This window comes from Endozoicomonas acroporae (assembly GCF_002864045.1).
Lineage (GTDB): Bacteria > Pseudomonadota > Gammaproteobacteria > Pseudomonadales > Endozoicomonadaceae > Endozoicomonas > Endozoicomonas acroporae.
Window position 1 is genome coordinate 60,725 of the sequence record NZ_PJPV01000044.1, and the last position, 15,125, is coordinate 75,849.

9 protein-coding genes are annotated in these 15,125 nt (G+C 50.2%); 5 read left to right on the plus strand and 4 right to left on the minus strand.

Annotated elements, in window-relative coordinates; all coding sequences use genetic code 11:
• Nucleotides 1–80 precede the first annotated feature (80 nt).
• On the plus strand, nucleotides 81–1,166 hold the full coding sequence (locus tag CX664_RS07025) for a protein kinase domain-containing protein (RefSeq protein ID WP_101746044.1): 1,086 nt from the start codon (nucleotides 81–83) through the stop codon (nucleotides 1,164–1,166).
• A 218-nt stretch (nucleotides 1,167–1,384) separates the two neighbouring features.
• Here the strand turns inward: CX664_RS07025 and katG are convergent, their stop codons facing one another.
• Together katG and CX664_RS07035 are read right to left on the minus strand one after the other, a co-directional pair.
• The gene (gene katG, locus CX664_RS07030; RefSeq protein ID WP_101746045.1) at nucleotides 1,385–3,550 is read right to left on the minus strand and encodes a catalase/peroxidase HPI; all 2,166 of its coding nucleotides are present in this window, start codon (nucleotides 3,548–3,550) and stop codon (nucleotides 1,385–1,387) included.
• A gap of 230 nt (nucleotides 3,551–3,780) precedes the next feature.
• Nucleotides 3,781–4,671 carry an aspartoacylase gene (locus tag CX664_RS07035; RefSeq protein ID WP_101746046.1) on the minus strand — a complete coding sequence of 297 codons (891 nt, stop codon included), beginning with the start codon at nucleotides 4,669–4,671 and terminating at the stop codon, nucleotides 3,781–3,783.
• A gap of 553 nt (nucleotides 4,672–5,224) precedes the next feature.
• Here CX664_RS07035 and CX664_RS07040 point away from each other — a divergent pair.
• Both CX664_RS07040 and CX664_RS07045 read left to right on the plus strand, forming a co-directional pair.
• Complete coding sequence (locus tag CX664_RS07040) at nucleotides 5,225–6,619, plus strand: hypothetical protein (RefSeq protein ID WP_101746047.1); 1,395 nt, start codon at nucleotides 5,225–5,227, stop codon at nucleotides 6,617–6,619.
• A 246-nt stretch (nucleotides 6,620–6,865) separates the two neighbouring features.
• Nucleotides 6,866–7,762: a hypothetical protein gene (locus tag CX664_RS07045; protein ID WP_101746048.1), complete on the plus strand. Its 897-nt coding sequence runs from the start codon at nucleotides 6,866–6,868 to the stop codon at nucleotides 7,760–7,762.
• A 589-nt stretch (nucleotides 7,763–8,351) separates the two neighbouring features.
• Here the strand turns inward: CX664_RS07045 and leuS are convergent.
• Nucleotides 8,352–10,991, minus strand: a complete 2,640-nt coding sequence (gene leuS, locus CX664_RS07050) for a leucine--tRNA ligase (RefSeq protein ID WP_101746057.1) — start codon at nucleotides 10,989–10,991, stop codon at nucleotides 8,352–8,354.
• Nucleotides 10,992–11,267: 276 nt separating this feature from the next.
• On the opposite strand from leuS, the gene CX664_RS07055 reads away from it, so the two are divergent.
• Together CX664_RS07055 and CX664_RS07060 are read left to right on the plus strand one after the other, a co-directional pair.
• Entirely contained in the window at nucleotides 11,268–12,929 is a 1,662-nt protein-coding gene (locus tag CX664_RS07055; RefSeq protein ID WP_101746049.1) for a putative transporter, read from the plus strand.
• A 110-nt stretch (nucleotides 12,930–13,039) separates the two neighbouring features.
• Nucleotides 13,040–13,540, plus strand: a complete 501-nt coding sequence (locus tag CX664_RS07060) for a hypothetical protein (RefSeq protein ID WP_101746050.1) — start codon at nucleotides 13,040–13,042, stop codon at nucleotides 13,538–13,540.
• Nucleotides 13,541–13,569: 29 nt separating this feature from the next.
• Here the strand turns inward: CX664_RS07060 and CX664_RS07065 are convergent, their stop codons facing one another.
• A complete protein-coding gene (locus CX664_RS07065) occupies nucleotides 13,570–14,850 on the minus strand; it encodes a cation:proton antiporter (RefSeq protein WP_241693333.1) in 1,281 nt (426 codons plus the stop codon).
• Between the last annotated feature and the right edge of the window lie 275 nt (nucleotides 14,851–15,125).

Sequence of the window (15,125 nt, forward strand, 5' to 3'; positions counted from 1 at the left end):
TGCTACTGATATGCCGCTTTTTTATACAAAGAAAAATAAGAATATTGTTCTTATTTATTGGATTCTGGAGCCAAAGAGACATGCCTCGAAAAATTGAAGGTGGCATGAGGCCTCCCTTGCAGCCTCATCCACCAAAAAATCCTAAGCCAAGGAAAGATGACTTTGCTGGGCAATCTGTGGCTAAGGTGGCAGGGCAATCTTACGTCAGCCCAAAAAAAGGTGAGACGCTAACAGGGAAAGCCCCAACACCTCTTGTGCAACGAAACGCGCTCTCCTTTGAGATTGATAACCTGCAACCAGCAGCACCGATTACTTTTACAGGTGCCACCATCGATCCAGAGTACAACTATCCGATCGTACCCCAAAAAGATTTGTATAAGAGCAGGAAGTTAGGCACGGGAGAATTTGGTGTTGTGATTCTTATGGTTCACAGGTATACCAGTCAGAACCTTGCCCTTAAAATAGTGGCTGATGATGATGAGCGCAGGCTAGAATGTGCACAATTGATAAAAATTCAGCGTGCAGTCGCAAGAACAGGCGGGAACTCAGAGAATATTGTCAACCTCATTGCCCTGAGTCGAGGAAGATCAGATAAAAAATACGCCCTTTTAGAGTACGGAGGTAAGGATTTACGTGAGTCGTTAAAAGAGGGTGTTCGTTTCAAAGGTGTAGAGCTGAAAGAGGCTTTTTTTCAGGTGGTTAATGGGGTCAGTACGCTATTCCAGGCCGGTTATCAGCATCATGACATAAAGCCTGCAAATATTTTGATTAATGATGAAGGCAAGGTAAAAATCTGTGATTTCGTTTTAGCAGAACCACTTGGCGGAAGTGTTCAGGTCCTTAGTGGAACCTCCTGGTATAAGCCACCGGAAAAACTATATAGACTGGATGATCAGAAGAATGACAGGGCCGACTCTTGGTCCCTGGGTTGTACGTTCGCGGAAATGCGTCTGGGTTACTCGGTAATGCCAGTAGGTGATGACATGCCCTTTAATGAGGCTGTGAAAGCAATAAAATCATTGAGAAGACAGACATGGGAGGAGCTTTTGGAAAAAGAAGGTCAGGAAGCTGCTGACCTATTCTTGTCATTAACGGAACTGGACCCTGCGGACCGGTTATCCCCCACTGAAGCACTGTCTCACCCTTACTTTGCCACCTTGCGTTGATAGCTCATGGTGCTTTGTTGACATTTTTTTTAAGAATCCCTTATTAATGAAGCAGAGCCATTGCCTGGTCAGTATTTGTATGGCCAGGAGAATAAATGGTTATGCATAATCCAGCTCTTCATTCTGTATATTTTTCAGTACGCTCATGGTCCAGGCATCCGGGTCAAACACGCCGCAATGAATGCGGCGTGTGTATCGGGTTTTAGCCGGTGTTGCGATTAAGCCAGGTCAAAGCGATCAGCATTCATCACCTTGGTCCAGGCGGCGACAAAGTCACGAACGAATTTTTCCTGATTATCGTCCTGGGCGTACACTTCTGCGTAAGCTCGCAGAATTGAGTTGGAACCAAATACCAGGTCAACACGGGTAGCGGTCCACTTCACGGTATCGGTCTTGCGGTCCCGGATCTCATAGAGACCATCAGCGGCCGGTTTCCATGTGTAGTTCATGTCCACCAGGTTAACGAAGAAGTCTGTGGTTAACTGACCTTCGCGATCGGTGAAGACCCCGTGTTTGTTGCCACCATGGTTGGTGCCCAGAACCCGCATACCGCCGATCAGTGCGGTCATTTCGTGGGCGGTGAGTCCCATTAATTGAGCACGGTCCAGCAGCATCTCTTCCGCTGCCACGGCGTAATCCCGCTTCAGCCAGTTGCGGAAGCCATCGTGCAGAGGCTCAAGCACTTCGAAGGACTTAACATCCGTCTGCTCCAGCGTGGCATCGCCACGGCCCGCAGCGAAAGGCACCTTAACGTCAAAACCAGCGGCCTTGATAGAGGCTTCCAGAGCGACATTACCGGCCAGAACAATCACGTCTGCCAGGCTGGCACCGGTTTCAGCGGCAATCGGTTCCAGTACCGAGAGTACTTTGTCCAGACGTTTGGGTTCGTTGCCTTCCCAATTCTTCTGGAAATCGAAACGGATACGGGCACCGTTGGCACCACCGCGCTTATCGGAGCCACGGAAAGTACGGGCGCTGTTCCAGGCCGTAGTGATCATATCACTGTTGCTCAGGCCGCTGGCGGCAATTCTGGCCTTGAGCGCAGCCACATCGTAATCGGGCTTGCCAGCAGGTACCGGGTCTTGCCAGATCAGTGCTTCCTGTGGTGCGTCCGGGCCGATGTAACGGGCTTGTGGTCCCATATCCCGGTGGGTCAGCTTGAACCAGGCACGGGCAAACACGTCGGAGAAGTAGGCGTGGTCATCACGAAAGCGTTCGGAAATCTTGCGATATTCCGGATCCACCTTCAGCGCCATATCCGCATCGGTCATGATGGGGTTGTAGCGGATGGATGGGTCTTCCACATCCACAGGCTTGTCTTCTTCGGCAATGTTAATGGGCTCATATTGCCAGGCACCGGCCGGGCTCTTCTTCAGTTCCCAGTCGTACTTGAACAGCAGGTGGAAGTAGCCGTTATCCCACTGGGTCGGGTTGGTGGTCCAGGCACCTTCAATACCGGAAGTCACCGCATTGCGGCCTATGCCACGGCTGGTTTTGTTGAGCCAGCCAAGACCCTGGTCTTCCAGTTCAGCACCTTCCGGAGCTTCACCCAGCAGTTCTGCCTTACCGTTACCGTGACACTTACCCACGGTATGGCCACCGGCGGCCAGGGCTACGGTTTCCTCGTCGTTCATCGCCATGCGCTCAAAGGTGACGCGCATGTCGTGGGCAGTTTTCAGTGGATCAGGATTGCCATCCACGCCTTCCGGGTTGACGTAAATCAGACCCATCATCACCGCTGCCAATGGGTTTTCCAGGTCGCGCATACCGGAGTAGCGTCCACCTTCTTCAGTGCTTGGCTTCAGCCACTCTTTTTCCGAGCCCCAGTAGGTGTCTTTTTCCGGGTGCCAGATATCTTCCCGACCGAATGCGAAGCCGAAGGTTTTCAGTCCCATGGATTCATAAGCGACAGTGCCTGCATAAGCCAGCAGGTCAGCCCAGCTCAGCTTGTTGCCGTACTTTTTCTTGATCGGCCATAACAGACGACGGGCTTTGTCCAGGTTGGCGTTGTCGGGCCAGGAATTCAATGGGGCAAAGCGCAGGTTACCGGTACCGGCACCGCCACGGCCATCGGCAATACGGTAAGTACCGGCCGCATGCCAGGACATCCGCACCATCAGGCCACCGTAGTGTCCCCAATCCGCAGGCCACCACTCCTGAGAGTTGGTCATCAGATCTTTAAGGTCTTGCTTCAGGCCGGCAAAATCGAGGGTTTTCACCGCTTCCCGATAGTTAAACTCCGGCTCCATCGGGTCAGTTTTTTGGTCATGCTGATGCAGAATGTCGAGGTTCAGAGTTTTTGGCCACCAGTCAACATTCGACTTGCCGCTCTCGGTCACCGCGCCGTGCATAACGGGGCATTTTCCAGAGTGGGGATGATTCATTGCTCAGTTCTTCTTGTGGGTTACGTTGGCGGCATTATCAGTTTCCCCACGGGTTGCTGGTTTGACGTGTGTCAATATTTCTTCTTTTTTATCAGTATTTTACGAAGTCTGTTTGATGGTTTTCGGGGTGTTTTTGTGCTTTTTAGGTAGGTGTGCTGATTGCTGGCAATTAACTGCCTGTGGTTTCTGCTTCAGAAAAGGAAAGTGAGCATGGTTAGACCATTAGATGTTCAATCCAGTGAGACTTCAACTTTGTCGGTGATGATGAAAGCGGTATCTTCAAGGTAGTATGCGGCCTCATTAATAAATACCGGATAGCCAGGTTCCCCGGAATATCGGATGTCATCACCCTGAAATGTCATAAAAATGGGGTGACCGGTTTCCAGCAGACGATAGTCCCGATCCTGAAGGTCTTTGTGAACCATTGCGGTCAGATTCCCTTGTTTATTTCTGGGGTAGGGTACTTTTTCCCTGAACCTGAATACCGTCACGGCGTCAGGAAGTTTAGGTTCCTGGCGAGTTTTGCACAGAGTCAGGAACTTAACGACCAGATCCACCACTTTCTCGGTGGTTTCAAAGAGGTCATGACGAAGCACGGCATTGGCTAAGGGACCAACCTCAATCACAATACCAAAACGTGAAATGCTGTTTAAAGACTGGTGCTGAACATGGTCAACATCGCTGAGCAGGATCCGGGCTTCGGGAATATTTTTCTGTACAAAAGCCGCAGTGTGAAGGTTAAGTGGCTCACTATTTCTGACAATCAGGGTAATGCCCATATTGGCAGTGGTACTGTGGAGATCAACCAGAAAGTGCTGGCCTATGTCCTCCTGAGAAAAGTGTCGGGCGATTTCTCTTGCCCGCTGACACTCATGGGCGTCTTGAGTGCCGGTGAGAACCGGGGGAGAAAATGATCGGTTCAAATCCTGATCAATAAACCGCGTTGCCCGGGCAAAGGCTTCCGGATTGGCAAGGAGCGTTGCCACTTCCAGGGCATTATCCTGATAAATCCCCACTTGCTCTGCCTTACTTATGAAGTAGGGACCAATGTATTCATTACCGTGGGTTCCACCAATAATAGTGACTTTTTCAATGACCTGATGGTTGCCATTTTTCATCATTAACCTCTCTGGCAGTGCAATTGTTTATCTGATTTTTTATGACTGCCTGGCTGCATTTGTTATCAATGAACAGCGTATGCGTGATGTGTCTTACCCAGTCTTGATCATTGGTTGAATGATACTTCCGAGGAATTCTAGCTGAGAGTAGTTATAGTCTTATGATTACGCCAGTTTTACTGTGCCGGGAATCATTCCCGGCGTTTACATTTTTTTTTCAAGTTGAACAATTCTTTCAAGTTTTATCGGGAGGACCAGTTCACCTCCTGCCTGTTGGCTTTTAAGCTGAAGCTTACTGTCACTTAGTGCCGCTCAGGCCTATATCAATTTTCTCATAGCTGACACGGGCATAAGGAGAGAGGCTGGAGACCCATTGATTTACCATCAAGGTGATTTTACTGGATTACTGATTGTTGTCAGGTTCCGGGAGGCTGGCCGCCCCACCATGCCGGAACTTATCCGGATTTTCAGTGTCTTACTTTTAAAGGGAAAAATAATAATTAACTCAATATGATGGCAGAGTGCATTCTTTGCTTCAGGCTAAGCAGGAGGCCCCATGGCAGAAGCTGTATCCATGCAATTAGCGGTACCCACGCAACCGGCGGCATCCATGCCGCCGGATTTGCCCAATTCCGGCCAAACAGCCAATGTCAGCTGCACTGAACTGACCAGGGAAAAGAATCTGTATGTTACCGATGCTATGGGTAACTCCAGGCAGGTGCGGCTGGTGGAGCGTTGGGAACTGCGGACTGTTCAAAACAGGATTTTTGCCAAGCCATTAGGTAGTGAGTTAAGAACAGTCACTGGGAGGAACGTCACAAGCCAGTGCCCGCAGATACCATCTTCGCTTACAGCACCACCTTTTATGCCAATAGCGGTTTCACAGCCAGCTTTTATCAGCAATGCAGTTTCAGGTAACAGGATATTGGCTGCCTGGACGGCCTTACCCGACAGGTCGATTGCCTCTCTCTTTACCACACCACCTGCACTGCATGTTGTGGTCTGTGGACCTGACCTGACAGAAAGCCCGTCAGCGCAAAGTATCATTGAGGTGATAGCAAAAGTAGCACAACTGATTGCCCTGTTAACGGGTGGCAGTGCTCAGATCATTGATGCCGGACAGGGGGAGCCTGAGGATCACGCAGCGTCCCAGGGGGGCAGGGTGCCCTTGTCTCAACGACATTCAATCAGTGAACTGTTAGGTAACCTTATTGACAGTCTCATGTTGCAGGGGCGTCCGGAAGATATTCAGAAAGCGATGGAGTTATCCAGATTGGCGGAGAAGCTGTCGCTGGCTTTAAAAGATGCTAACTCAGTGACAGACTCTGCTTTATTGCAAGAAGTTGACTCTCTTCTAAATCAGTATGCTACTAACGCTGATATTGCTGGTGACATTGTCCCTGAAAAAGGACTTGCTCTTGTTAACCGGCAATACCAATCGGAGTTATTAAAGCCGGGGGTAGTTAATGGGCTTGGCAGCGGAGTAGAGCATGATGGATTATCTGCACCAGCAAAGTCCGGGGTGAATAATGGGCATGGCGAGAACAGGCTGAAAAACGGGGAAGGGCCTGTTTCCCCGGGGAACAAAAGTGCAAATGAAGCTGTTCGCCCTGAGTCAGGTAACAAGGTCGCTATTAATACCAGTGCCAATACCAGCGTCAATAATAGTGCAACGGCCATCAGCTCCGCTCAGGCAATGGGTTCGTTAAACCAGTTGCTTGCTTCAATGGGGTTGGCCAATATCGCAGCACAACCACCACTGGCTGTGGAAAGTGGCCCAAAGCAGCTGCCTCCCATTATTTTGCCAAATGCAAATCCCGGCAATAGGCTCGATAAAAGAAGGAAAAGCAAGAAAGAACTTAAAGAAGAGGAAGAAAAAGAGAGGGAAGGTATGGGGGCGTCTTTTCTATTTGATGAGGAGCCTTTTGAGCCCTTTGATGATGATGAATAAAGGCAATCGTCTGTCCATTCAGGCCAAAAGCACACCGAGCTTACTTTTGCTCAATAAGGCAAGAAAGTAATGGATTAATTATCTCAACTTTCATGTAATCATGAGCTGGATTTTTTTACCAGATCTTGTTGAAGATTTAATCAGAAACTGAACTATCTCCTGATCGATGTGTCAAAAGGGTGTATTTCCCAAACAACAACGAACTGTATTTAGTATCAAATTATGGACTCTCTCGCATCAAATTTTATGAATCTGGATCTGGTTTCCAACGCCGTGAAGTCTCAGGGTCAAACTGTAGATAAGCAAGCAGAAGGAAAAAACTCGCAATGCAAATTTCGTGGCCTACCCGTCAAGTTATATGATGTCATTCCGAAATCTGAACTCATGGCTGCCAATAAAGATGTTGAAAAAGAAACAAATCCTGATTTCAATCGCGTTATCAAAGGCTATCCAAAGTCAGAACTTCGAACTGTGAAGTATCAGGTATGTACCACTTATGAATCGACGAAATCATTCTGCAAACCGTTACTGGTTATTCCTGAATACAGTCCTGCTTTTTTTCAAATTCCTCTGACCGGTGATAGTGGGCCCGGCATTACCGGCCTCCTCCTGGATGACCACTGCGAACTTATGAACAGAGAAGCTATTGAACCTGTACTCAGAAAATATGTGAACTCGGATGCAGTTATCAATTTGTTATTCAGTGCGATTAAAAGAATGGCTTTTGAGTTGCAATTGGGTGGCCACACCATAAATATTCCGACAGCCGAAATTCTACGTTACCCTGTAACTGCGGAAGTAACATCGGATAAAACGGAGCGTGGCTGGTACCACTTTCACGATGAAAGCTCATCATGCAAGCCCACCATCTATATGATGGTAACGATGAACAAAAAAATTACGGATGCTGGATGTGGATATAGGGGTGGAGACATCAACACCGCGTGTAAAAGTGAAACAGGCTCAGATCCAAGTCCTGTAGAAGGAACCATTGAGTCTTATGATGTTAGTGTCGAAAATAGCGCCATCCTGCTCAAAGATGACCCTGATTTGATTGTTCGCACTAATAATGCGTTTCTGGTTGGTGATGTAGCCATTGCAGAAAAACGCGTGCTTGCCTTAAAAGTAACTGTCGATAAGTAGTTGGGCAAATGGAATCGTATATTTCTGGCTAAGTGGACAGCCTCCTAGCATAGCTATAGCTGTGTGAGTTGTAAGGCCCAGAGTGTCTGTCAACTTAGTCAAAAAAACAGGATTTCATTTGGTTAACTGCTTAATAATCAGAAAACCCCGTCCTGATACCAATGGCACTGACTTAAGCTTAAAAGCCCCGCAAACATGGGGATTGATACGGGTTTAGAGATTTGAATTGGAACCACAAAGCACACAAATGTTCATGACGATGGTTTGTCACCCTCTGTCATGAAAGCTTTAGCCACAGAGTCACGGAGACACAGAGGCACGGAGACAAGATAAAGTTTTACCTCTGTGTCTCCGTGCCTCCGTGGCAAATCTTTCATACCAGAGGGGGACGAACAATCGTCATGGGTATTTGTGTGCTTTGTGGTTCCAATCGCCGGGTGCCTTAAAGCCCACGTATGACAAGGCTTTCACCCTTAAGTCAGTGCCATTGGTCCTGATACCCATCCCGTTTCTAACGGGGCGGGTATGGGATAGACCTTGAGAGCAGTATTAGTAGCTTGGCCACGGTAGGGTAGTCATCAGCTTGCGATTAATTGGCAACAATATTCACCAGTTTACCGGGAACCACAATCACCTTGCGGACTGTCAGACCATTGGTAAATTTGCTGACGTTTTCATGCTCCAGAGCAAGCTTCTCAATGGCGTCTTTATCCAGGCCTGCCGGTACTTCCAGTTTTGCCCGCACCTTACCATTGACCTGAACCACCAGGGTGATGGCCTCTTTCTTCAGCGCTTCCTCGTCAGCTACCGGCCATGAAGCATCCAGCACCGGCTCAGAGTGACCCAAAGCCTGCCAGATACTGTGCATGGCATGAGGCGCAATCGGTGCCAGCATCAGCGTGGTAGCCTCAATGGCTTCGCGCATGACGGCGCGGTCCTGACTTTGTGCATGGCTCACCTGGAATTTGCTGATGGCGTTGTTCAACTCCATGATCGCGGCAATGGCGGTATTGAAGGTCAGGCGGCGCTCACAGTCATCAGAAACCTTATTGATGGTTTCATGCACTTTACGGCGCAGATCCTTTTGCCCTTTGGTCAGAGCGTTCAGATCAAGAGCGGCCACAGAACCACCGGCAATATGCTCTGCGGCCTGCTTCCAGAAGCGACGCAGGAAACGGTTGGCACCTTCTACAGCGCTTTCAGACCACTCCAGGGTTTGCTCCGGTGGCGCAGCGAACATGGTGTACAGACGGATCGTGTCAGCGCCGTACTGATCAATCAGGTCCTGCGGGTCGATACCGTTGTTTTTTGATTTGGACATCTTGCTCATGCCCGCATGTTCAACCACTTCACCGGTTGCTTTCAGGGTAGCCTTAACCAGACGTCCTTTGTCGTCAAACTCGCTGTCGACATCGGTCGGGGCAAGCCACTGCTTGACGCCTTTTTCATCAAGCTTGTAGAAGGTGTCAGCCAGTACCATGCCCTGGCAGAGCAGTCGCTTGAACGGCTCATCGCTGTCGACCAGGCCGGCATCACGCAGCAGCTTGTGATAGAAACGGGAGTAGAGCAGGTGCATCACCGCATGTTCAATACCACCAATGTACTGATCCACCGGCAGCCAGTAGTTGGCCTGCTCAGGGTTCAGCATCTGGTCATCAGACTGAGGCGAGCAGTAGCGGGCGTAGTACCAGCTGGACTCCATGAAGGTATCAAAGGTATCGGTCTCACGGGTGGCAGGCTGGCCGTTGTGGGTGGTTTTTGCCCACTCAGGGTCGGCTTTGATGGGCGACTGAACCCCGTCCATTTCCACGTCTTCTGGCAGCAGTACCGGCAGATCTTCCAGAGGAACAGGAACCTCAGTACCGTCTTCCAGGTAGCGCATTGGAATTGGTGCCCCCCAGTAACGCTGACGGCTGACACCCCAGTCGCGCAGGCGATAGTTCACCTGACGCTCACCTTTGCCTTCTGCAATCAGTCGGTCGGCAATGGCATTGAACGCCTCTTGTGAGCTCAGGCCGTCAAACTCACCGGAGTTCACCAACTTACCCTTGTCCGTAAAAGCCGCTGCGCCAAGGTCAATGGCTTCGCCATTGGCAGGCTCGATGACCTGTTCGATGGGCAGACCAAAACGGGTGGCAAACTCGTAGTCCCGCTGGTCATGGCCGGGAACGGCCATCACTGCACCGGTACCGTAATCCATCAGTACAAAGTTGGCCGCCCATACGGGGACTTCACGCCCCGTGATTGGGTGAATGGCGCGGATGCCGGTATCGACACCGACTTTTTCCATGGTGGCCATTTCGGCTTCAGTCACGGCATTGGATTTGCAGTCATGGATGAAGGTGGCAAGGGCAGGGTTATTGGCCGCTGCCGCTTTGGCCAACGGGTGCTCTGAGGCAATGCCGACGTAGGTCACGCCCATCAGGGTATCTGGTCGGGTGGTGTAAACCTTGAACTCCTCAGGGGCGCTCTCACCCGCAGCAGCAGGCCCATTGGCAACCCTGAAGGTCATCTGTACACCTTCGGAGCGGCCAATCCAGTTGCGCTGCATGGCTTTGACCTGCTCTGGCCAGTGCTCGAGTTTATCGAGGTCGGCCAGCAGTTCATCGGCGTAGGCGGTGATTTTGACAAACCACTGGGGCAGTTCTTTGCGTTCAACGACCGTATCACAACGCCAGCAGCGGCCATCTTCAACCTGCTCGTTGGCCAGTACGGTGGCGTCGTTTGGACACCAGTTAACGGTGGCCATTTTTTTGTATACCAGGCCTTTTTCGTAGAGCTGGGTGAAGAACCACTGCTCCCATTTGTAGTAATCCGGCTTACAGGTTGCCAGCTCACGGTTCCAGTCATAGCCGAAACCCAGGCGCTTGAGCTGGCCTTTCATGTAATCAATGTTTTCGTAGGTCCAGGGGGCTGGTGCCGTCTTGTTTTTGATGGCGGCATTTTCGGCAGGCAGACCAAAGGCATCCCAGCCCATAGGCTGCAGGACATTCTTGCCGCGCATACGCTGGTAGCGTGAAATCACATCACCAATGGTGTAGTTACGAACGTGCCCCATGTGCAGTCGGCCACTGGGGTAGGGGAACATGGAGAGGCAGTAGTACTTTTCTTTGCCCTTCTCTTGTGAAGAGCCTTCTGAAGTGCCTTCGGTGACAGCAAAGCTGTCATTGTCTTCCCAGAATTTCTGGGCTTCGCTCTCAATCTGATGCGGTTGGTAATGCTCTTCCATCATCGCTCAACGGGCTTAATGTAAAGGATCGCTTTGATGCTTTCCTGAAAGCAGTCCGGTGAGAAAAGCTTTGTGGAAAACCAATCAAAGAGTCAGGGAAACTAATAACCCGAAAGGATACAACACTGCCTGCGCAACTGCACTTTTCCTGATGATTTATCCACACAGATTGTCCCGCATTGATCTATATCATCCAGCTTGACTGTCAGTGTTTGTTAAGGTGGCGATCCGTTTTGGTCTTCATCATTAGTTCATTCTCACTTTCTGGAAAACAAAATGAGCGATATCGCGATATCCATATCGATCCTGTCGCTGGTGGCCGTGCTGGGCCTGTGGATAGGCAACTGGCGCATCCGTGGCGTCGGCATGGGCATAGGCGGAGTGCTGTTCGGGGGTATTCTGGTGGGGCACTTTGTCTATCAGATGGATATCCATCTGGACAGCCACACACTGGAGTACATCAAGGAGTTTGGCCTGATTCTGTTTGTTTACACCATCGGGATTCAGGTGGGGCCGGGCTTCTTTTCATCGCTGAAAAGCAGCGGTCTGAAACTGAATGCCTTTGCCGCAGGGCTGGTACTGCTGGGCGGGGTGGTGGCCACCGTGCTTCATCTGATGTTTGATGTTCCCCTGCCCGTTGTCCTGGGGGTTTATTCGGGCGCTGTGACGAATACGCCTTCTCTGGCGGCGGGTACCGGCATTCTGGCCGAGCTGGGGACGCCAGAGAGCATGCTGGCACTGCCAGGTTCTGCTTATGCGGTGGCTTATCCGTTTGGTATCTGTGGCATTCTGCTGAGCATGTGGTTTATCCGGCGACTGTTCAAAATAGACGTTAACGAGGAAGCGGAAGCCTTTGAGAAAGTGTCCGGTACCGGAAAGGAAAGCCTGTATACCATCAATGTGGCCATTCGAAACCCGAATATTGATGGCCTGGCGCTTCAGGATGTTCCGGGGCTGAATGACGGCGAGCTGGTCTGTTCTCGATTGAAGCGGGGCGAAGAGCTGATTGTCCCCAAGGGCAATACGACAGTGGCGCTGGGTGATATTCTCCACCTGGTTGGCAGTCGGCAGAAATTGCAGAATGCCCGCCTTATTCTCGGCGAAGAGGTGGACGCGTCCCTGACCACCAAGGGGACGGAGCTCAGAACCTCCCGGGTGGTGGTAACCAATGAGAAGGTGCTGGGTAAAAAGCTGATCGACCTGAAATTCAAACAGCGTTATGACGTGGTGGTTTCCCGCCTTAACCGCTCCGGTGTGGAGCTGGTGCCCAACCGGGACGCGACGTTGCAGTTTGGTGATATTCTCAACCTGGTTGGTCGCCCTGAGTCGATTGATGCGGTGGCCAATCAGGTGGGCAATGCCCAGCAGAAGCTGCAACAGGTTCAGATGATGCCGGTGTTTATTGGTATTGGTCTGGGGATTCTGCTGGGCTCTGTGCCCCTGACGATCCCGGGCCTGCCAGCGGCGCTCAAGCTGGGGCTGGCGGGTGGACCATTGCTGGTGGCGTTGATTCTTGGCCGAATAGGCAGTATTGGTCGTTTATATTGGTTTATGCCGCCCAGTGCCAACCTGGCGTTGCGGGAGTTTGGTATTGTTCTGTTTCTGGCCGTGGTCGGTTTAAAGTCCGGGGAAAACTTTGTGGATATTCTGTTGCATGGGGATGGTGTGCAATGGATGCTCTACGGCGCAGTGATCACCCTGGTGCCGTTGCTGGTGATCGGTATTACCAGCCGTATGTTTGGTGGGCTTAACTATTTGAGCCTCTGTGGCCTGCTGGCAGGTTCCATGACGGACCCGCCTGCGCTGGCCTTTGCCAACAGTCTGCATGAAAAGTCTGGAGCGGCGGCACTGTCCTACGCAACGGTTTATCCGCTGGTGATGTGTTTGAGAATTTTGTCGCCGCAGATACTGGCAGTGTTGCTGTGGGGGCTTATGTAAGGAACTGTCCTGAGGGTTGGAACTAAACAGCGTTGGTAATGGTCAAAGCCGCCTTAGTACCAGAAAATATAACCGGTTGTTGTTTCAGAGGATCTAGAGGAACTCAGATTATGCCTGGCGTTTTACAGCCCTTTTCAGTGATCACACCCTCAGGTCGACAGGTAGATGTTGCCTTCAGCAATGATTCATCGCAGATATCCGCACTGAGAAGCCTGGAATGTATTCAATGCAGGAATATCACCTACAACGGCAGGAAAATTGATGGTTGTCATCATACGATCTGCCAACCTTGCATAGATAATAACGATTCATTAGCAACAGGAGAGCATAATTGCGATGGTATTATCGTTACTGGCAAAACATTAACCAGCTACAGTATAGAGACCAGGACGCTTCTGGATAATCTGATTGTTCTCTGCCCCTTTAGCAATTGTAACCAGAAAGCCCTGCTGTCAGATGTTGATCAACACATCAGAGACCACATAAACCCCGCTAATGGTTCGCTCAGTGAGATTCAAATAGCTAATGATCCAGATGAATTGCCTCCGAACTCCCGGTGGATTGAGCATGAAGGCATAATCTATTTTGTGGTTGAATCGGATCCTCAGTGACTCTGTGGTATTAAAAACTCAGCAGAGTCTCAATCACTTCTTAACTCATTACTGGGTGATATCGGTGTTGGCAGTCTGAATACCACCAGATACGTAGAAACTATAAAGGTCAGAATTGCCGCACCTTCGATCAGTAATGCGGTCTCCTGCTGGATTCTTCCTGCCGTCATGGCTCCATAGGCCAGGAGTAGTGAGAATTCACTGCTCTGCCCCAAGCGTAACCCCATTTCTGCCGCATTATCGTTTCGTTCGCCTGCCAGATGTTTCAGCAGATATTTAAACAGTATGGGCTTGGCAATTAATACGATCGCTGACGTCAATAGAATAGCCATCAGCAGATGGCTTTTCAGCATCGGTTCAAACTGGGCTCCAACCGAAAAGAAAAACAGAATCAGAAAAAACTCCCTCAACGGTTTCAAACCCTCGGCAATAATCAGTGAGATTGGCGATGTAGCAATACTGACTCCGGCAATAAAAGCCCCGATCTCATGGGACAGACCAAAAGACTCCGCCAGTTGCGCCGCTGTCAGGCACCAGCCCAGTGACACCAGAAAAATATATTCAGAGATAATGTCAAAACGCCCCATTAACGGTAGCAGGACGTACCTGACAAAACACCAGGCCCCCAGGGCAAATGCACAGGTTTTCAACGGCAGTAATAGCGCTTCGATATGGGCTCCACCGTTGCTGCTGTAAAGAATCAGAATGGTCAGAATAGCCAGAATATCTTCAAACAGCAGGATACTGATCATCACTTCACCGGTTCTCTTATGGTGCAGTGTTGTGGTAGGGATCAGCTTTAAACTGAGTACGGTACTGGAAAAGGCCAGAGACAGGCCAGCGATCAACGCTTCTGTCAATGAAAAATCAAAGAGCAGGGCAAGAGTGGCGCAGATCATGGCACCAACAACGCTCAGGCAGAGAAAGGTTACCAGCGCCGTTTGTTTTAACTGTTTGAGCAGGTTTCTGGGGTGCAGGTGTAACCCCAGCAGAAACATCAACAGAATAATCCCCATGGTGGAGATCGCTTCAATATGTCCATCATCCATGACCACATTCAGACCCTGGGGGCCAATCAGCATACCAAGGCCTATATAAGCGAGAATAATGGGTTGTTTCAGCCAGACAAACAGGGTGCCCAGTAACGATGCACCACCAAAGATGACAGCCATTTCCAGAACAAGATGCTCAAACGGTCCTTGCACAGCGTAAACCTTATCGTTAAAACTATGGGACTGTTCAGGATAGTTGATCAAACAGGTTGGGATTGTCCGATTTTCAATAAGCGTGTCACAATAACGTGCCGTCACTAAAGTTTTCCCTTGTCGGCCTGTGGGGCTAGGAGCCTGTCGGACTTAAGACTGTCCTACACGGCAACTGCTCCTGCGTTGCCCTAGCTTCTGCATCCATGCAGTCGTGCGGTTGCGATAAATTGGTCTAAAAATTCCTGCTTCTTCGTCAAATAGCCCCGCTATTCTCCTCAGAAGCAGAAATTTTTATCCTCAATTTCTCGCAATCCTCGCTACGGGGTCGCCTAGACGGACGCTTAAGTCCGACAGGCTCCTAGAAAAACAAATGGACTCCT

Coding starts and splice junctions, on each gene's coding strand:
- CX664_RS07025 (WP_101746044.1), top strand. CDS start 81: ATGCCTCGAAAAATTGAAGGTGGCATGAGGCCTCCCTTGCAGCCTCAT.
- katG (WP_101746045.1), bottom strand. CDS start 3,550: ATGAATCATCCCCACTCTGGAAAATGCCCCGTTATGCACGGCGCGGTG.
- CX664_RS07035 (WP_101746046.1), bottom strand. CDS start 4,671: ATGATGAAAAATGGCAACCATCAGGTCATTGAAAAAGTCACTATTATT.
- CX664_RS07040 (WP_101746047.1), top strand. CDS start 5,225: ATGGCAGAAGCTGTATCCATGCAATTAGCGGTACCCACGCAACCGGCG.
- CX664_RS07045 (WP_101746048.1), top strand. CDS start 6,866: ATGAATCTGGATCTGGTTTCCAACGCCGTGAAGTCTCAGGGTCAAACT.
- leuS (WP_101746057.1), bottom strand. CDS start 10,991: ATGGAAGAGCATTACCAACCGCATCAGATTGAGAGCGAAGCCCAGAAA.
- CX664_RS07055 (WP_101746049.1), top strand. CDS start 11,268: ATGAGCGATATCGCGATATCCATATCGATCCTGTCGCTGGTGGCCGTG.
- CX664_RS07060 (WP_101746050.1), top strand. CDS start 13,040: ATGCCTGGCGTTTTACAGCCCTTTTCAGTGATCACACCCTCAGGTCGA.